This is a genomic window from Pelagibacterium xiamenense (genome assembly GCF_021166475.1).
Classification (GTDB): Bacteria; Pseudomonadota; Alphaproteobacteria; order Rhizobiales; family Devosiaceae; genus Pelagibacterium; species Pelagibacterium xiamenense.
The window spans coordinates 1,004,685-1,022,314 of sequence record NZ_JAJOYS010000001.1 but is presented as its reverse complement, the minus strand read 5'-3'; the positions used below and the strand labels follow the sequence as shown (position 1 = coordinate 1,022,314).

The 17,630-nt window shown below is 62.3% G+C and carries 22 protein-coding genes; 9 read left to right on the top strand and 13 right to left on the bottom strand.

The features are described from left to right. Positions 1-28: 28 nt before the first annotated feature. From LSG43_RS04995 to coxB, 6 genes are all read right to left on the bottom strand, one after another. Entirely contained in the window at positions 29-859 is an 831-nt protein-coding gene (locus LSG43_RS04995; RefSeq protein ID WP_231801745.1) for a cytochrome c oxidase subunit 3, read from the bottom strand. Positions 860-876: 17 nt separating this feature from the next. Further along, positions 877-1,416 carry a cytochrome c oxidase assembly protein gene (locus LSG43_RS04990; protein WP_231801744.1) on the bottom strand — a complete coding sequence of 180 codons (540 nt, stop codon included), beginning with the start codon at positions 1,414-1,416 and terminating at the stop codon, positions 877-879. A gap of 10 nt (positions 1,417-1,426) precedes the next feature. After that, on the bottom strand, positions 1,427-1,567 hold the full coding sequence (locus LSG43_RS04985) for a cytochrome c oxidase system small membrane protein (RefSeq protein ID WP_231801743.1): 141 nt from the start codon (positions 1,565-1,567) through the stop codon (positions 1,427-1,429). A gap of 20 nt (positions 1,568-1,587) precedes the next feature. Then, a complete protein-coding gene (locus tag LSG43_RS04980; protein WP_255714003.1) occupies positions 1,588-2,517 on the bottom strand; it encodes a heme o synthase in 930 nt (309 codons plus the stop codon). Between the two features lie 81 nt (positions 2,518-2,598). Continuing rightward, positions 2,599-4,254, bottom strand: coding sequence for a cytochrome c oxidase subunit I (gene ctaD, locus LSG43_RS04975; protein ID WP_231801742.1), 1,656 nt, complete (start codon positions 4,252-4,254; stop codon positions 2,599-2,601). 23 nt (positions 4,255-4,277) lie between these two features. Then, positions 4,278-5,177 (bottom strand): cytochrome c oxidase subunit II, encoded by a 900-nt coding sequence (gene coxB / locus LSG43_RS04970; RefSeq protein WP_439651999.1) that lies wholly within the window; start codon positions 5,175-5,177, stop codon positions 4,278-4,280. 334 nt (positions 5,178-5,511) lie between these two features. Here coxB and LSG43_RS04965 point away from each other — a divergent pair, with 334 nt between their 5' ends. After that, positions 5,512-6,018: an invasion associated locus B family protein gene (locus tag LSG43_RS04965; protein ID WP_231802799.1), complete on the top strand. Its 507-nt coding sequence runs from the start codon at positions 5,512-5,514 to the stop codon at positions 6,016-6,018. A gap of 185 nt (positions 6,019-6,203) precedes the next feature. On the opposite strand, the gene LSG43_RS04960 is transcribed toward LSG43_RS04965, so the two are convergent. Further along, a complete protein-coding gene (locus LSG43_RS04960; protein ID WP_231801740.1) occupies positions 6,204-6,410 on the bottom strand; it encodes a hypothetical protein in 207 nt (68 codons plus the stop codon). A gap of 207 nt (positions 6,411-6,617) precedes the next feature. Between LSG43_RS04960 and LSG43_RS04955 the strand changes: the two genes are divergently transcribed. Then, positions 6,618-7,511, top strand: a complete 894-nt coding sequence (locus tag LSG43_RS04955; protein WP_231801738.1) for a LysR family transcriptional regulator — start codon at positions 6,618-6,620, stop codon at positions 7,509-7,511. Positions 7,512-7,514: 3 nt separating this feature from the next. Here LSG43_RS04955 and LSG43_RS04950 read toward each other — a convergent pair whose 3' ends face one another. Further along, a complete protein-coding gene (locus tag LSG43_RS04950) occupies positions 7,515-8,132 on the bottom strand; it encodes a MarR family winged helix-turn-helix transcriptional regulator (RefSeq protein ID WP_231801737.1) in 618 nt (205 codons plus the stop codon). A gap of 49 nt (positions 8,133-8,181) precedes the next feature. Between LSG43_RS04950 and LSG43_RS04945 the strand changes: the two genes are divergently transcribed. Continuing rightward, positions 8,182-9,162: an ATP-binding cassette domain-containing protein gene (locus LSG43_RS04945; RefSeq protein WP_231801736.1), complete on the top strand. Its 981-nt coding sequence runs from the start codon at positions 8,182-8,184 to the stop codon at positions 9,160-9,162. Positions 9,163-9,174: 12 nt separating this feature from the next. Beyond that, entirely contained in the window at positions 9,175-9,936 is a 762-nt protein-coding gene (locus LSG43_RS04940; RefSeq protein WP_231801735.1) for an ABC transporter permease, read from the top strand. 3 nt (positions 9,937-9,939) lie between these two features. Here LSG43_RS04940 and LSG43_RS04935 read toward each other — a convergent pair whose 3' ends face one another. Continuing rightward, complete coding sequence (locus LSG43_RS04935) at positions 9,940-11,319, bottom strand: glutamate--cysteine ligase (protein WP_231801734.1); 1,380 nt, start codon at positions 11,317-11,319, stop codon at positions 9,940-9,942. A gap of 99 nt (positions 11,320-11,418) precedes the next feature. After that, complete coding sequence (locus LSG43_RS04930) at positions 11,419-12,177, bottom strand: 16S rRNA (uracil(1498)-N(3))-methyltransferase (protein WP_231801733.1); 759 nt, start codon at positions 12,175-12,177, stop codon at positions 11,419-11,421. Positions 12,178-12,310: 133 nt separating this feature from the next. Here LSG43_RS04930 and ubiA point away from each other — a divergent pair, with 133 nt between their 5' ends. From ubiA to LSG43_RS04915, 3 genes are read left to right on the top strand one after another with little or no spacing between them, the layout of a single operon-like run. Next, positions 12,311-13,246 carry a 4-hydroxybenzoate octaprenyltransferase gene (ubiA, locus tag LSG43_RS04925; RefSeq protein WP_231801732.1) on the top strand — a complete coding sequence of 312 codons (936 nt, stop codon included), beginning with the start codon at positions 12,311-12,313 and terminating at the stop codon, positions 13,244-13,246. A gap of 42 nt (positions 13,247-13,288) precedes the next feature. Then, a complete protein-coding gene (locus LSG43_RS04920; protein WP_231801731.1) occupies positions 13,289-13,543 on the top strand; it encodes a type II toxin-antitoxin system HicA family toxin in 255 nt (84 codons plus the stop codon). Then, positions 13,540-13,881 carry a type II toxin-antitoxin system HicB family antitoxin gene (locus LSG43_RS04915; RefSeq protein WP_231801730.1) on the top strand — a complete coding sequence of 114 codons (342 nt, stop codon included), beginning with the start codon at positions 13,540-13,542 and terminating at the stop codon, positions 13,879-13,881. The genes LSG43_RS04920 and LSG43_RS04915 overlap by 4 nt, the downstream gene beginning before the upstream one ends. Before the next feature lie 59 nt (positions 13,882-13,940). Here LSG43_RS04915 and LSG43_RS04910 read toward each other — a convergent pair whose 3' ends face one another. After that, positions 13,941-14,453, bottom strand: coding sequence for a DUF6101 family protein (locus tag LSG43_RS04910; protein WP_231801729.1), 513 nt, complete (start codon positions 14,451-14,453; stop codon positions 13,941-13,943). Positions 14,454-14,719: 266 nt separating this feature from the next. Between LSG43_RS04910 and LSG43_RS04905 the strand changes: the two genes are divergently transcribed. Together LSG43_RS04905 and LSG43_RS04900 are read left to right on the top strand one after the other, a co-directional pair. Next, positions 14,720-15,556 (top strand): 3'(2'),5'-bisphosphate nucleotidase CysQ, encoded by an 837-nt coding sequence (locus tag LSG43_RS04905; RefSeq protein ID WP_231801727.1) that lies wholly within the window; start codon positions 14,720-14,722, stop codon positions 15,554-15,556. Further along, positions 15,553-15,789, top strand: a complete 237-nt coding sequence (locus LSG43_RS04900) for a DUF4170 domain-containing protein (protein WP_231801725.1) — start codon at positions 15,553-15,555, stop codon at positions 15,787-15,789. Before LSG43_RS04905 ends, LSG43_RS04900 begins: the two co-directional genes overlap by 4 nt. Before the next feature lie 6 nt (positions 15,790-15,795). Here the strand turns inward: LSG43_RS04900 and LSG43_RS04895 are convergent, their stop codons facing one another. Both LSG43_RS04895 and xseA read right to left on the bottom strand, forming a co-directional pair. Further along, a complete protein-coding gene (locus tag LSG43_RS04895; RefSeq protein ID WP_231801723.1) occupies positions 15,796-16,014 on the bottom strand; it encodes a DUF2093 domain-containing protein in 219 nt (72 codons plus the stop codon). Positions 16,015-16,048: 34 nt separating this feature from the next. After that, positions 16,049-17,599, bottom strand: a complete 1,551-nt coding sequence (xseA, locus tag LSG43_RS04890) for an exodeoxyribonuclease VII large subunit (RefSeq protein WP_231801721.1) — start codon at positions 17,597-17,599, stop codon at positions 16,049-16,051. Positions 17,600-17,630 lie beyond the last annotated feature (31 nt).

The following is a 17,630-nucleotide window of genomic DNA, read 5'->3' as shown; positions in this document are numbered from 1 at the left end:
CCGCAGGCCCCCGGCCTTTCGCGTTGGTTTAATGGATGCCCACGGCACCAATGGAACCGAATACGTAGATCGACGCGAAAAGGAACAGCCACACAACGTCAACGAAGTGCCAGTACCAGGCGGCGAACTCAAAACCGAGATGCTGCTTGGTCGTGAACTGCCCCGCCATCGCGCGCAGGAGACAGACGAGCAGGAAGATCGTCCCGATGAAGACGTGGAAGCCGTGGAAACCCGTCGCCATGAAGAAGGTCGCGCCGTAAATATTGCCCGAGAAGGAGAACGGCGCCTCGGAGTATTCGAGGAGCTGCACGCCGGAGAACAGGACCCCGAGCAAGACCGTGAGCAGAAGCCCCCATTTGAGCCCATCCCGGTCGCCTTCGAGCAACGCGTGGTGGGCCCATGTCACCGTGGTGCCGGAAAGCAGCAGCACGAGGGTATTGAAGAGCGGCAGATGCCAGGGGTTGAAGACCTCGATACCTTCGGGAGGCCAGTGACCGCCCGTGAACTCCGTACGTGCATACTGAACGGCTTCACCAGGGTACCAGGAGGCATCGAAATAGGCCCAGAACCACGCCACGAAGAACATCACTTCCGAGGCGATGAAAAGGATCATGCCGTAGCGGTGGTGCAGCTGGACGACCGGCGTGTGGTAGCCGGTTTCGGCTTCCCTCACCACGTCCGACCACCAGGCGAACATGACATAAAGAACGCCCGCAAGCCCGGCCAAAAACATCCAGGGGGGCGAGCCGTGCATGAAGAAAATACCGCCGATGGCCATCACGAGCGCCGCGACCGACCCGAAGAAGGGCCAGGGGCTCAGATCGACCAGATGGTAGTCATGGTTCTTGGTAGCTGCCATGATTTAGATGTTCCCCATCAATTTTTGTGAAAGGTGTAAGAGAGCGTGATCTGCTGGATCGTGCGCAGACCGTCGTCGGAATCAAGGTCGGGATCGACGAAATAGGTTACGGGCATCTCCACCGTGGTATGGGGTGGAATCGTCTGCTCGGTAAAGCAGAAGCATTCGATCTTGTTGAAATAGATGCCTGTGGTCGGCGGCGTCACGTTGAAGCTCGCGGTCGTCGAGAGCGGTTCGCTCGAAAGGTTCGTGGCGCGGTAGACGATCGTTTCGACTTCGCCCATCCTGCTCGTCGTCACCGAAGCGGGTTCGACACGCAGCGGCAGTCCGGCGTCGATATTGGCATCGAAACGTACGCCCATTTCCCGGTCGATCACGCCCTTTGGGTTGGATTCGGCAGCCTGCGTCGTGCCGCCATACCCGGTAACCGCGCAGAAGATGTTGTAGAGCGGCACTGCGGCGAACGACATGCCCACCATAAACGCGACAAAGCCCGACGCCATCAGGACGATGGACCGATTGGAAACCTTGCGGTGCATAGGGTGCGCGGCGGTCATCGTCGTCCCCTCACAGCGGCCTGTCGAAGACGCCCGGACCGAGCTTGATGACGGTTACGGCGTAAAAAATGAGAACCAGCGCGCCCAGCGCCAGCCCGATCGCGATCGAGCGGCGGCGGCGACGTCTCTGGAATATCTCAGCCTGGGTCATGTTCTTTTCCTCATCCGCCATCAGACCGTCCCGAACCACCTGATCAGGCCGACATCGGCCAGCAGCGCGACAAAAAGCACAAACAGATAGCTCAAGGAATAGGCGAAAAGGACGCGGGCGCGGCGCTTCATTTCAACGCCGCTCGCCATGCGCACGCGGACGGCCAGAACCGAGAAAATGGCGCCGAGCACAGCGGCGGGGATCGCGTAGAACCAGCCCACGAGTCCGGTCAGGACCGGGCCGAAGCCGGTGATTGTAAGCAGTACGGTATAAATGACGATCTGGTTCTGCGTCGCGCGCTCGCCAGCGACGTTCGGCAGCATCGGGATGCCGGCAGCCTCGTAGTCACCCTTCTTATAGAGCGCCAGCGCCCAGAAGTGCGGCGGTGTCCACAAGAAGATGATCATGAAGAGGATGAGCGCGTCCATGGAGACGGTGCCGGTCACGGCCGCCCAGCCGATCATCGGCGGGAAGGCCCCGGCGGCGCCGCCGATCACGATGTTCTGCGGCGTCGAGCGCTTGAGCCACATCGTATAGATGACGACGTAAAAGAAGATCGTAAACGCCAGAAGACCGGCAGCAAGCCAGTTTGTCACCAGTCCCAGCGTGCCGACGGAGAACGCCGACAGCGTCAGGCCGAAGCCCAGGGCATCGTCGCGGGATACGCGGCCCGAGGGGATCGGCCGGTTGAGCGTACGGCTCATAATGGCGTCGATATCGGCGTCGTACCACATGTTGAGCGCGCCGGAGGCCCCTGCCCCCACCGCGATGCACAAGATGGCGACGAAGCCGATGAAGGGATGAATATCCCCGGGAGCAACCAGCATGCCCACGAAGGCCGTGAACACGACAAGCGACATCACGCGCGGCTTCAAAAGCGCGACGTAATCCTCCACCCGCCCCCCGGCGGATGTCGATGCCGTTTTTGCGTTGTGCTCCACGAAAGCCAAGAGTGAGGGTCCCGGTGCTTTTCTAAAAGTGCAACCCGGCGGGCCGGGTTGCACAAGGTTCGTTTCGTCCGAAGCGCCGGTTCAGGTGAAGCGCGGCAGGTTTTCGAACTGGTGGTACGGCGGTGGCGAGGACAGCGTCCACTCGAGCGTGGTCGCCCCTTCACCCCACGGATTGTCGGCTGCCTTGCGCTTTTTGGCAAATGCATCGACCAGCGACCACAGGAACACGCCGACCGCCACGAGGGTAATCACATAGCCGATCGAGGACACCATGTTCCACAGCGCGTAGCTGTCGGGATAGTCGACGTAACGGCGCGGCATACCGGCGAGGCCGAGGAAGTGCTGCGGGAAGAAGATCAGGTTCACGCCAACGAACATGATCCAGAAGTGCGCCTTGCCGAGGGCCTCGGAGTACATCACCCCGAACATCTTCGGGAACCAGTAGTACCAGCCCGCAAAGATGGCGAAGACGGCGCCCAGCGAGAGCACGTAGTGGAAGTGCGCCACGACATAGTAGGTATCGTGCAGCGCCCGGTCCGCACCGGCGTTGGCAAGCACGACGCCCGTCACACCGCCGACCGTAAACAGGAAGATGAACCCGACGGCCCACAGCATGGGCGTGGTGAACCGGATCGAACCGCCCCACATCGTTGCGATCCACGAGAAGATCTTAACACCCGTGGGCACCGCGATGATCATCGTCGCAGCGACGAAATAGCGCTGGGTGTCGAGCGAAACGCCGGTGGTGTACATGTGGTGCGCCCACACGACAAAGCCGACAGCACCGATGGCGATCATCGCGTAGACCATGCCCAGATAGCCGAAGATCGGCTTGCGCGAGAAGGTCGAGACGATGTGACTGACGATGCCGAAACCCGGCAGGATCAGGATGTACACTTCCGGATGCCCGAAGAACCAGAAGAGGTGCTGGAACAGGATCGGGTCACCGCCGCCGGCCGGATCGAAAAACGTCGTTCCGAAATTGCGGTCGGTCAGGAGCATGGTGATGGCACCCGCAAGGACCGGCAGCGAGAGCAGCAGCAGGAACGCGGTGATCAGCACGGCCCAGGGGAAGAGCGGCATCTTGAACATGGTCATGCCGGGGGCACGCATGTTGAAGATCGTCGTGATGAAGTTGATCGCGCCGAGGATCGAAGAGGCACCCGCGATATGCAGCGCGAGGATCGCGAAATCCATCGCGGGCCCGGGCTGGCCGGAAGTCGAGAGCGGCGGGTAGATCGTCCAGCCGCCGCCGACCCCGAAGGCGCCCGGAGGGCCTTCGAAGAACATCGACATCAGCAGGAGGATGAACGCCGGCGGCAGGAGCCAGAACGAGATGTTGTTCATGCGCGGGAACGCCATATCCGGCGCACCGATCATGATGGGTACCATGTAATTGGCGAAGCCGCCGATCATCGCGGGCATGACCATGAAAAAGATCATGATGAGCGCGTGCGCGGTGGTGAACACATTGAACATGTGCTTGCCGGCGTCGATCGCGGCGTTGCCCTCGGCACCGTAGGCCATGGCGGCGAGGCCGTGGAAGATCTGAATGCCCGGCTCGGCCAGCTCCCAGCGCATGAAGCCCGAAAGCGCGCCGCCGATGATCCCCGCCACGATGGCGAAGATCAGATACAGCATGCCGATATCCTTGTGGTTGGTCGAATAGACGTACCGCTTCCAACCGGTCGGAACACCGTGGTGTTCGGCGTGAGCGTCGTGAGTCACGTCAGCCATTGTTCTTTTTCCTCACTCAATCTTCACTCGGCCTGCGCAAGAAGCGCGTTGGCCCCGGCCAGGTCGCCCTCGCCCGCCTGCGCGATCCAGGCATCGTACTGCTCCTGGGTGACGACGCGCACGGCGATCGGCATGAAAGCGTGGTCCTTGCCGCACAATTCCGAACACTGGCCATAATACATCCCGGTTTCGCGGGCGTAGAACCAGGTTTCGTTGTTCCGCCCGGGCACCGCGTCGACCTTGATGCCGAAGGAGGGCACTGCGAAGGCGTGAATAACGTCACCCGCGGTCACGAGGACACGCACGGTCGTGTCGACCGGAACGACGAGTTCCTGATCGACCGCCAGGAGACGGGGTTCGTCGGGCTTTTCTGAGGCGCGCTCTTCGTCGTTGAGCATGATCGAGGCGAAATTGACGCCGTCGTCCATGTACTCGTAGCCCCAGTACCACTGATACCCGGTCGCCTTGATGGTCAGCTCCGGCGCAGGCACGGCAACTTCGCCACTCGAGAAGATATTGGCACCCAGATAACCGCGCTCACCATCGGGGATGGTTTCCTGATCGGCCAGAACGCCGAAGGACGGGATCGCGATGACGATGAGGATCAGGATGGGCACCACCGTCCAGACGATCTCGACAAGCGTGTTGTGGGTCGTCTTGGAGGGTGTGGGGTTGGCACGATGGTTGTACCGCACGATGACCCAGATCAGGAGCGCCAGAACGAAGAGCGTGATCGCCGTGATGATCCACATCAACAGGTTGTCATGGAACACCGTGATGGAGTCCATGATGGGGGTAACCGACGTCTGCAAGCCAATCTGTCCCGGGGCCGCAAATCCATCCTGCGCCATGGCGGCAGCGGGGGAGAATGCGGCGAGTGCCGCGAGCGAGGCCTTAGCGAGACGGAAAGAAAATCCTGTCACCTGGATCTCTCCTGAACCTTCAATGTTTTTATTTGCCCCCAGCACCCGAACCGTCCCACGCATAGCAAAAAGCCGCACGCGCCCGACTCAGATGCAGGGTGCAGGGTTTTCTCGTGGGCCAGCTAAACCACATCCGGGGAATGAAGGCAATTGAGCATGAGCCATCGTTCGTGCGTCATATTGCGCCGTTTCCGCCTCATGCACGCCGCAGTTGTGCCCCAAGCGCTGGGACCGGATTGACAAAGGCGGTTGCGCCTTGGACACAAAGGCGAAACCATGGGGGCCGACTCGGCATATAGTCGGACCGTTCGGCAGGAGAGAATTCGTGACGCGTATGACCATTCCGCTTTCGGCGCTTCTCATCGGGATCGGCCTCATCGCCGCGGCGCTTTTTGCCCAGCCCGCGCAGGCGCAAGGCACGGTGCGCGCCCAGCACGGGGACTGGCAGATGAGCTGCGACATGCTGCCCGGGGCGAGCGAGGAGCAATGCGCGCTCATCCAGAACGTCACCGCCGAGGATCAGCCCAATGTCGCGCTGTCGGTCATCGTCATGAAAACCGCCGACGGAGAAGCGCGCCTGTTGCGCGTGCTCGCGCCGCTGGGGGTATTGCTGCCCAACGGGCTGGGCCTCAATATCGACGGCGAGGACCAGGGCCGCGTCGCATTTGTTCGCTGCCTGCCCAACGGGTGCGTCGCCGAAGTTGTGATGGACGATGCGCTGATCGAAAGGCTCTCGAACGGCGAGACGGGCATTTTCATCATCTTCCGTACCCCCGAGGAAGGCATCGGTATCCCCGTGTCGCTCAGCGGCTTTGAAGAGGGTTTTGCCGCGCTGCCGTAAAGCGGGCGCATCGACCACGCGCGAAAAACAAAAAGCCGGACCAAAAGGTCCGGCTTCGGGGCTAGAAAACAAGGCCAAAGGCAAATTCAACCTTGTTGGGGTGGGGGCCTCTTGTTGGAGGTGCCTGCCGCGCCGGCAAAAACGCGAACGGACGAAAGGCCCGCCATCAGGCTATCGGCAAGGGGTCACCGAAGCCATTCGGCTGCGCGCGCGTTGCGGCGCGCATCGAGGAATGCACCAGCGGCAATGCCGGGGTGGCGCAGAGCCTCTGCAACATCGTGATGGGTCAGGCCCATATCGCTGAGCTGAGCCGCATCCATACGCATCAGGGAAGCAAGGGTGGACCGCCGCATGCCGGAACCCTTGCGGGATTTACCAAAAAACCAGGCCATCGATCAACTCCATCTGGCACCGCGCGGGCGCAAGACACCGCGCGCCCGGCGTGGCCGGGCACTGTTACTCAACCGATCGGACTAGTCGTCTTTAATAGGGGCGCTACGTCCGGATCATCATGCAAGGTGGGAGATAGGCACTTGCGCCACATAATTCAAACAAATAGATTTCATCTTTCTAATCAAAAAATGTGATGGAATTGCGCGATGGCAGCGCCACTCGATCTCGACCAGCTTCAGACCTTCTGCGCGATCGCCGATTGCGGGAGTTTCACCGAGGCGGCAAAGCGTGTTTACAAGACCCAGTCGGCGGTCTCGATGCAGATCAAAAGGCTTGAGGAGCGGCTGGGGCAGCCGCTTTTCGCGCGCGACGGGCGGCGGGTTGCCCTCACCACCGAGGGCGAAGGGCTTTACGCCCGCGCGCGGCGCATGCTCAAGATCAATGCCGAGATCATCGACATGTTCTCGGAAGGCGACCTTTCAGGCAACATCCGGTTCGGCGTGCCTGACGATTATGCGGTCAAACTCCTGCCCATCCTGCTTTCAAGCTTCCAGCGCACGCATCCCAAGATCACCGTGGACGTGAGTTGCCAGCCCTCGGAGGTATTGCTCAAGGGCATGCGCGAGGGGCGGTTCGACATCATCGTCTTCACGCAGGGTACGATGCACGAGTTCGGCGAGCTTTTCCGCACCGAAAAGATGTTCTGGGTGGCCAGCCATGGCGGACGCGCGCTCGCGACCGATCCCCTGCCGCTCGCATGCGGCCCTAATTTCTGCATCTGGCGTGCCGACGCGGTCGATGCGCTCTCGCGGATCAACCGCGACTTCCGCATCGCCTATACCTCGTCCAACGCCATGGCGATCACCAGCGCGGTGCTTTCCGACCTTGCGGTCGGCTTCCTGCCGGAAAGCGCGCTGCAGCCGGGCATGCGGGTGGTGGGCGAGGAGCAAAACCTCCCGCGGCTTCAGGATGCGCAAATCGCGCTTCTGCGCGCCTCGCATGCCTATGGCGGGATTTACGATGCGCTCGTGACGCACATCGCGGAATCGATGGGCAATTTGCCGGGCTCGGAGCGCAAGGAGACCGAGGCGGCGGAGTAGCCCCTACTGCTCCTCAAACGTCTCGTCGCTGATGGGTTTTCCAGCCTTGCAGGCGGCCTGCGCCTTACGCGTCATGATCTGCGTGTCGCGCTCGAACGCGCGGGCTTCCACGATCCGATCCTCGCTTGTGCCCTCGGGGGGCACCATATGTTGCATCAACAGGCGCGTGCGTTCCTTGTTGATGGCGGTGTTCATTTCGATGAAGCGCGTGATCGCACCGATCTCCTCCTCGGTGAAATATTCGGTGATGAGGACGCCTATATCCGCAAACTGGCTGAACAGGCGCGCCGCTATCCGTCCCGCAAGCTCCGTGGGTTCGATCCACACCTTGCGGCGGTCCGCCTGGTCGCGGACGCGGCGCGCGTAGCCGGCGCGCTCGAGGCGGTCGACGACGCCGGTCACGGCACCCGTGGTCAGCCGCGCCTCCTCGGCGAGTTGCCCGGCGGTGACGCGGCCAGCGAGGCTCATGATCTCAAGACACCGTCCGCCATTGGGATCGATGCCGAGAAACGCGGCGAAAGTCTCGTCAAACAGCGAGGTCGCGACCTGATCGTGCCGGATGGCGGACTTGAGCGCCGCGGCCCTGTCGGCGGGCTTGCCATTTGAATTATCTTGTTCCATAAGATATTTATATCTCAAGATAACTAACGCCGTCCAGAGATTTCCAGCCATGCCCACCCCATCGCCAGACCTTATTGTTCGCGCGCGCGGCCTCAAGCGCGTCTACAAGTCCCGCAAGGCGCTCATCGAGGCCGTACGCGGGATCGACATCGACGTCCGGCGCGGGGAGATCGTCGGCTTTCTCGGGCCCAACGGCGCGGGCAAGACGACGACGCTCAAGATGCTCTGCACGCTGCTCGAACCCACGGGCGGGGAGGCTCAGGTCGCCGGTTGCGATCTTCTGACCGATCCGGAGGGTGTGCGCCGGCGGATCGGCTATGTCTCCCAAAGCGGCGGCACCCTGGGCGACGCGCTTGCCGGCAATGAGGTCGTCGATCATGCGCGCCTTTACGGCATCCCCAAAAGGACGGCCATCGAACGGGGAAAGGCGCTGTTGGCCGCGCTCGACCTCGAGGGCATATGGGATCGCAAGTGCAACGCGCTTTCGGGCGGACAGCGGCGGCGGCTCGACATCGTGATGGGGCTTATTCATGAGCCCGAGCTCGTCTTTCTCGATGAACCCTCGACGGGGCTCGATCCGCAGAGCCGTGCCAATCTCTGGGATCATATCCGTAAGCTGCGGGACGATCTGGGGACGACAGTGTTCATCACAACGCATTATATGGACGAGGCCGACCAGCTCGCGGACCGCATCCTCATTATCGACCACGGCGAAATCGTCGCGACCGGGACTCAGGAAGAGCTCAAGAAACGCGTCTCGGGCGATGCGGTGACGCTGACGCTGGCGGACGCGGAAAAAGCCGAGGTGGCCGCCGGATTGCTCGGGGAACTGCCGGGCGCGGACGCGCCGATCATCGAGGACGCGGTTGTTCACCTGCATGTGCCGGACGGCGGAGCGGCCCTGCCCGCGATCCTGCGGCTCCTGGACCGCAACGCCATCGAGATCGCGGGCGTCGCGGTCAAGCGCCCGACGCTCGACGATGTGTTTCTCACCCTGACCGGCCGCTCGCTGCGCGACGAAGCCGCCTGAGGGAACAAAGCCATGCGATTTCTATCCGACACCTATGTCGTTTTCCTGCGGGCACTGCGGCTCTCGCTGACGAACCCCACCTGGATGTTCATCTCGATCATGCAGCCGATCCTCTATCTGACCCTGTTCGGTCCGCTGCTGCTTGAGGTGGCGAAGACGCCCGGGTTTCCTGCGGGCGACGCCTGGCAGGTTTTCGTGCCGGGGCTGCTTGTTCAACTGGGGATTTTCGGCACGGCGTTCGTCGGATTCGGCATTATCGCCGAGTGGCGCTCGGGCGTTATCGACCGGATGCTGGTCACGCCCGCGAGCCGCTGGGCGCTGATCGGCGGGCGGGTTCTGCACGACACGCTGCTCGTTATCGTCCAGGGCCTCATCCTTTTGGGCGCGGCCTATGTCATGGGCCTGCGCGTACCATGGAGCGTCGTTGTGGTCGGATTGTTCGTCGTGGGGCTTCTGGGCGCAGCCTTTTCCGCCCTCTCCTACGCGGCCGCGCTGAGCCTGAAGAGCGAAAACGCGTTCGCGCCGCTGGTCAACATGTTCGCGCTGCCGATCCTTTTGCTTTCGGGCATTCTGCTGCCCATGAGCCTGGCGCCTTTCTGGCTGCGGATCGTGTCGGACGCCAACCCGATCAAGCACGTGGTCGAAGGGCTGCGCGCGGTTTTCCGGGGTGAGATTGCCTCGCCCGAAACGGCCATCGGCGTTGTGGTCGCCCTGGGGTTCCTGCTCCTGGGCGCATGGCTCGGCGTCCGGGTGTTCAAGGCACAGACGAAGTAGCGCTTATGCCGCGCCGCGCGCCATCGCGTGATCGGTATAGATACGCGTCACGTCGCCATGCCAGTCGCCATGGTAGCAGTCGAGCAGTCGCTCAGCGGGCGTCTTGCCGGTTTCGAGCGTGCGGTCGAGCGGTTTGAGGAAGATGGTTTCGTCCGCGCCTTCCCAATTGCGATTGCCGCGCGCCTTGAGGCCTGCGCGCGCAATCGCCACGGCCTCTTTGGCGATGTCGTAAACGGTTCCGGAGCGAAACGGGGTCTTGAGGGCCGTGCGCGGCACTTCGGCACGCAGGGTTTCCCGCTCCTCGGCAGTCCAGTCCTTGACAAGGTCCCATGCGGCGTCGAGGGCCACGCCGTCGTACAGGAGCCCGACCCAGAAGGCCGGCAGCGCGCAGATCCCCTGCCAAGGCCCGCCGTCGGCGCCGCGCATCTCGAGGAACTGCTTCATGCGCACTTCGGGGAAGAGCGTCGAGAGATGGTCTTCCCAGTCCTTGAGAGTCGGAATTTCTCCGGGCAGTTGCGGCAGCTTGCCATCGAGGAAGGCACGGAAGCTCTCACCGGCGCAATTAACGTACTTGCCGTCGCGGATGACGAAATACATAGGCACGTCGAGTGCGTACTCGACATAGCGCTCGAAGCTCATGCCCTCCTCGAAGACGAAGGGCAGCATGCCGGTGCGCGCGGCATCGGCGTTGCGCCAGATATGCGAGCGGAACGAGAGGAAGCCGTTGGGCTTGCCCTCGAGGAAAGGCGAATTGGCGAACAGCGCCGTCGCGACCGGCTGCAGCGCCAGCCCGACGCGCAGCTTTCTGACCATGTCGGCCTCATCGGCAAAGTCGAGATTGACCTGCACGGTGGCCGAACGAAACATCATCGACGTGCCCAGCGTGCCGACCTTTTCCATATAAGGCGCCATGATCCCGTAGCGCGATTTCGGCATTTGCGGGATTTCGGCAAGGGTCCAGGTGGGGGTGACCCCCATGCCGAGGAATTCGATGCCCATGGGGCCCGTGAACTTGCGCAACATGCGCAGGTGGTCGTTGGCCTCCACACACGTCTCGTGGATCGTTTCGAGCGGCGCGCCCGACAATTCGAACTGCCCGCCGGGTTCAAGCGAGATCGCGCCGCCGCCGAGGGGGTTATTGAGGCCGATGACGTTCTCCCCGTCATAGTAGGGCGTCCATGCGGTTTCGCGCTGCGCCTTGTCGAGCAGCGCGCCGATGCCGCGTTCGCCGAAATAGGGAACGGGTTTAAACGTGTCCGAATAGTAGGTGAACTTCTCGTGTTCGGTGCCGATACGCCAGTCGGACTTGGGTTTACAGCCGCGCGAAAGGGTTTCGACGAGCTGATGCCGCGATTCGATATGCGGGGACGGCGTATTGGCCATGAACTACCTCGGTGGTCGGGCCGGCGGTCTTTGCTGACTGGTTACGTGCCGGCGCCGCGACAATACCGGTCCCGATTGTGGTTTCAATCCCTTTTATCGTCAATTGCCGATAAAAGGTTGCCAATCCCCGGCGACGGCCTGAATCAGCGCAAGGGCCGCTACCGCGGCGGTATCGGCGCGCAGTATGCGCGGCCCGAGGCTGATGGGGATCACGAAATCTTGCGCGAGCAGGCGCTCGCGCTCCTCGGGGGCGAACCCGCCTTCGGGACCAACCAACAGGCCCAAGCGCGTTCCCTCGAGCGCTGCGAGCGAATCTATGGGCGACTCGGACGCTGCATCCTCATCGCAAAAAATCAGCTTGCGGTCGCCGTGAGCCTCGGTCCAGCCCGTGATAAGGGCATCGAACGCAATCGCGTCTTCGATCTGCGGAACCGACAACACCTCACACTGCTCGGCGGCTTCAATTGCGTTGGCGCGCAGCTTGTCGATGTTTACGCGCGGGTTCTGGACATGCCGCGTGATCACCGGCTGGATGGTCCCGGCCCCCATCTCGGTCGCCTTCTGGACGATATAGTCGAGCCGTTTGATCGGCGCGAAGCCGCACCAGAGGTCGTTGGGCTCGGTCTGGGCGGCGGTTTGCGCGACGAGGTCGAGCGTCACGGTCTTTTTCGACGCCTGCGCGATCCGCGCCAGAAACGCGCCATCGCGGCCGTTAAAGACGACGCACTGCTCCCCTGCCCCGCGCCGCAGCACGTTGACGAGATAATTGGTCTGCGCCTTGTCGAGGGCGATCTCGGTGCCGGTGCTCATCGCGGTTTCGACATAAAGGCGCGGCAGGGTCTTGTGGGTACGCGGCATCGGGTCCTGTTGACTTGCGGGTTGGGGCAACTAGAGCTTCTTGGGGAAAACAAACGTCCGAATTTGGGCATAGCCGTCTTGCGCGCCCCCCTGCAAGAGGCTTGAGCCGGGGCCGATCGAAAGAGGAGTGACGATGTCATCGCCATCCGCCAGACCGTCGGGCAGCGTCGCAGACGCCGTCAAGGGCAATTGGGTCGACCGGTTCGCGCCAGAAGCCGCAAAGCCCTATCTGCGCATGTCCCGGCTCGACCGGCCTATCGGCTATCAACTTCTGTTCTGGCCCTGCGCCTTCGCGCTTGCCATCGCGAGCACGGCGACGGGAACGGTCTTCAACCTCTCCTATTTCGTTCTCTTTTTCATCGGCGCCGTGGCCATGCGCGGCGCCGGATGCACCTTCAACGACATCGTGGACCGCGATATCGACGACAAGGTGGCCCGCACGCGCTCGCGCCCGATCCCCTCGGGCCAGGTCAGCGTTAAACAGGCCGCGGTCTGGCTTGTGGCCCAGGCGCTCGTCGGGCTTGCGGTGCTTTTGCAGTTCAACGTCGTTACCGTCGTCATGGGCCTCGCCTCGCTCGTCCCGGTCGCGATCTACCCGTTCATGAAGCGCGTGACCTACTGGCCGCAGCTTTTCCTCGGCTTCGCGTTCTCCTGGGGCGCATTCGTGGGCTGGACCGCGATCACCGGCGGCCTCGACTGGGCACCGCTGGTTCTTTACGCCGCCACCATCGCCTGGACCATCGGCTACGACACGATTTACGCATTGCAGGACGTCGAAGACGATGTCCTGATTGGCGTCAAATCCACCGCGCTGCTGGTTGGCGAGCGGCCCAGGCCGTTTGTCACCGGCTTTTATGCGCTGGCGATGATACTGTGGTTTGCCGCAGGGCAGCTCGCCGGATCGGGTTGGGATCTTGCGCTATTCATGCTGGCGCCCGGCGCGATCCTCGCCTGGCAGATCGTGACGCTCGACCGCAAAGACGGGCCCAACTGCCTGGCGCGGTTCAAGGCGAACCATTGGGTGGGGGTAGCGCTGACGCTGGCGTTCGTTGCGGCGGGGCTTGTTTAGGTCCACGCTTGCAAAATTCGCTATCACTGCTTAAATGCTTGCATGAACAGCAAGCATCGCGCAACGCTGAAGGCGGTTTTCACAGACCCTGTCTCGGGAAGCATCGCTTGGGCGGCGATAGAAAGCTTGCTGATTGCGGCCGGCTGCAGCGTTATCGAAGGCAAAGGGTCCGCGGTGCGGTTTGTCAAGAACGAGACAATTGCCTATTTCCATCGCCCGCACCCAGCCAAAGAAGCCAAACGCTATCAAGTTCGCGCCGCACGAGAGTTTCTAGTTAAGATCGGAGTACAGCCATGAGCAGCGTGCTTGGCTATAAAGGATATAAGGCGTCGGTAGCATTTGACGCCGATGACGAGATCTTCTTCGGACGCATCCTTGGCATCAACGATGTCGTAGGCTTTCACGCCGACACCGTTGCCGATCTCAAGCTGGCTTTCGCCGAGGCGGTCGAGGATTACCTTGAATCCTGCAAGAAGGTCGGCAAAAGCCCGGAGAAGGCCTATTCAGGCAATCTGATGCTTCGCATTGATCCGGCTGTCCATTCGCAAGCGGCCATGGCGGCGGAGAGCGCTGGTATGAGCCTCAATCAATGGAGTGAAGAGGCGTTGAAAAAGGCTACCGAGCACGCACGATAGCAAAAAGCCCGGCCGTTTCCAGCCGGGCTTCCTCATACATCCCCAAAATATCCTTCAAACTATGCGCGTTGCTCGCCGGGCTTGCGGCGGCGGGCGAAGCGGGTGCGGCGGTCGACGTCGGGACCAAGCATGCGGCGCCCGGACTGGCTGCCGACCATCAGGCCGTCGACCTGCTGGGAATATGCAATGAGATTGCCGTCGCCGGCGCGGATATAGAGCGGCAGGCGGAGCTTTTTGCCCCAGTTCTGCCATTCGGCCACGACGTTGGTATTCCCCTTTTCCTCGTAGACTCGATAGTTGAGTTCGGGATTGGGGTGGATCAGCTCGATGGCGCTCGAAAGCTCACCTTCTTCGGAAATCGATGTGGCGACCGCAACACCTGTATACTCGCCAACAGGCACCTTGACCTTGACCACCAGCCCGCTCTTATCGAGCACGCGCCGCACGGTCACGGTCATCACCTCACGCGAGGAGCGATTGTCGTTGGCCGCGAATAAAGACGTGCCGGGTGGAAAGGGATTGCCCATCTGCAATGCGACGGGCGAACCGATAATGCTAGCGCCGCGAACCATATTTAGCCTCACTGTCAACTTTCGAGAGCTTGTTTTTTTGTTCCGCTCTCTTTTGGTGAGGTCAAACTAACGCAGCCGGCTCGCCATCCGCTTAAAAAACTGGGTTAAGTTTGTCTTGTCTCAAAATGGGTTAGCGGTTTCTCACCAGGTGTAAGAGGCGATTAACCGGGCTTACTTGCGCCTTTGCCGCCAAGCGCATAGGAAGGGCGCCAAACCGGCGGGGTACAAGGCGCTGCCGGGTGTTCGCGATCAACCATGGGACCTGTATGTCCACTGCCGCTCCGAGCCCTGCACAGGATGACCTGGCGCTTCTGCGCTCGGCGGCCGTGCATGCGGGGATTATCGGACTGGGGTTCTTCCGCACCGATCTCAAGACCTGGACCAAGAATATCACCTCGCCCGTCACCGAGGCCGACATCGCCATCGATACGTTTTTGGGCCAGGCGCTTTTGGGCGCACGGCCCGATTATGGCTGGCTGAGCGAGGAGCAGGTCGATACCACCGACCGGCTGGACCACCGCCGGGTCTTTGTCGTCGACCCCATCGACGGAACGCGCGGGTTCATCAAGGGCGAGGATAGCTGGTGCGTCAGTCTTGCCGTGGTTGAGGATGGCATACCGGTCGCAGGCGTCGTCTACGCGCCGGCACGCGACGAAATGTACGCTGCCGCGCTTGGGCGGGGGGCAACGCTCAACGGGCAGCCCCTCAGGGCCTCCTATCGGGGGGATGCCGACCGGCTCATTCCCGCGCCGGGCGCGGTGCATACCGAACTCCAGAGCGCCGGTCTCGTCTATGAAAAAGGCCCAATGTATCCCTCGCTTGCCTACCGGCTCGTTCAGGTCGCGCGGGGCAAGCTCGACGCAACTGTCGCCAGGCGCGGCGCGCAGGACTGGGATATCGCAGGCGCGGACATTATTCTCGCCGAGGCCGGGGCGGATTTTCGCGACGCTTGTGCCGGCCGGCCACACTACAACCGGGCCGATACTCGTCACGGGGCTCTTGCAGCAACCGCCGACCCGTCGCTAAAAGACATGCTGTGCGATGCGTTGCGCACCGTCTATGGCTGTCCCGATCCCACCACACTGGAGCAAAGTGGAAGATGAGCGAGACCGAACAGAAACAGTTGCTGCACCTTGTGATCGGCGGTGAGCTTTCGAACCTCGAAGGTGTTCAGTTCAAGGATCTCGACGCGGTCGATGTCGTTGGCGTTTTTCCCAACTACAAGGCCGCCTATGACGTCTGGAAACAGAAGGCACAGATGACAGTCGACAACGCCGAGATGCGCTATTTCATCGTGCACCTGCACCGGCTGCTCGATCCGGCGGAAAAGGACTGAGGCGGCTCAACCCTTCCGATCGCGCAAATAGGCGGTGAATGCCGCCTCGGCGTTCGCGTAGGGCTCCTGCCGGTCGACGCTCCAATAGGTCAGCTCTTCGATGGGGATCGGCGTACCGGTTATCGCGCAGCGCACAAACGTGCCGGGCTTGACGACAACATAGTCGGCGTCGAGATATTTGACCTGCGCTTCGGACGGGCTGAACCCGCTTTCGAGAATATTCATAACGCTATCTTTTTACGCTCCGGCGCGCGCGCCGTCAAAAGAGACTTTCCTGTCCGCCAGGATCGGTGTCGGTCTTGGCCTTGCGCCGGGGTGCTGCGGGCGCACCAGAGACATGGGCATCGATCCGGCCATCTGCAACGGTAATCGCGAGGGCGTCGCCGGGCTTGACGGCGTCGGGCGAGCGGACGATATGGCCGTCCGCGTCGGTGACGAGCGCAAATCCGCGCGCGAGCACCTGTTTGTAGCCCACGGTTTCAAGCAGCCGGCTTGAGGCTTCGAGCCGTGTGCGGCGGTCCTCTACCTTTCGCACAAAGGCCGGCAGAAGCCGCTGGGCGAGCGTATCGATCCGCGTTGCGGCGCGTTCGATCGGGGTCTTGAGCAATTGTGGACGCAACGCGCTCGCGAGCGGGGAGAGCCGCAATTGCGCGCGCGAGACGCGGCCTGTCGCCAGATAGGCGGCACGGTTTGAGAGCCGGTCGAGGTCCGCGCGGCTTTTGTGCATTCGCGACTGCAGAAGGCCCGGCCCAAGCGACCGCGATGTTTCCGAAAGGGCCAGCACCTTGGCGTGCCGGGCCGAACGAAGCGCCGAGGTGAGGCGCGTCGAGGCCATATCGAGGCGCTGGCGCTGGGTTGCAGTTAGATCGGTTGCGCGCGGCATCCCCGCCGCAGCGGCGCGGAAGCGGTCGCGCAGATTGCCCGCGAGGCGTCGCGCGGCGTTGCGCTGGCGCGCGCCAAGATCGTCGACATAGGCAATCAGTTCCCCGCGCACAGGCACGGCCATTTCCGCGGCGCCCGTCGGTGTCGGCGCGCGCCGGTCGGCGACGTAATCGACGAGCGTGACGTCGGTTTCGTGCCCCACCGCCGAGATCACGGGAATTTCCGACCGCGCCACCGCGCGTACGACACTTTCCTCGTTGAACCCCCAGAGGTCTTCGATCGAGCCGCCGCCACGGGCGACAATCAGGAGGTCCGGGCGCGGGATTGCGTCACCGGGCCGCAACGCGTTGAACCCGTCGATGGCCGCGGTCACCTCCGGCGCGCAGGTCTCGCCCTGGACGCGGACGGGCCAGACGATCACGTGGGACGGGAAGCGGTCCTCGAGTCGATGGATGATATCGCGGATGACCGCGCCGGTGGGCGACGTCACCACTCCGATGACGCGTGGAAGGTACGGCAGATCCTTCTTGCGCTCGGGGGCGAACAGCCCTTCGGCGATGAACTTCTTGCGCCGCTCCTCGAGCAGCGCCATGAGCGCGCCCGCGCCGGCTGGTTCGAGCTGTTCGATGACGATCTGATATTTCGACGAGCGCGAAAATGTCGTCAGACGGCCCGTCGCGATGACTTCAAGCCCCTCTTCGGGCTTGAAGGCAAGCCGGGCGTAATTGCCCTTCCAGATCACCGAGTCGATCGCGGCGTTCTCGTCCTTCAGGGTAAAATAGCAGTGCCCGGAGGAATGTCGCCCGCGGAAGCCCGAGATTTCACCGCGCACGCGGACAAAACCGAAATTATCCTCGACGGTGCGTTTGACCGCCTGGGATATCTCGGAAACGGTAAATTCGTGGGCGTTGGACTGAACGTCGGTCATTGTCCTGTGGTCGCGCATCGCGGGGATTCGG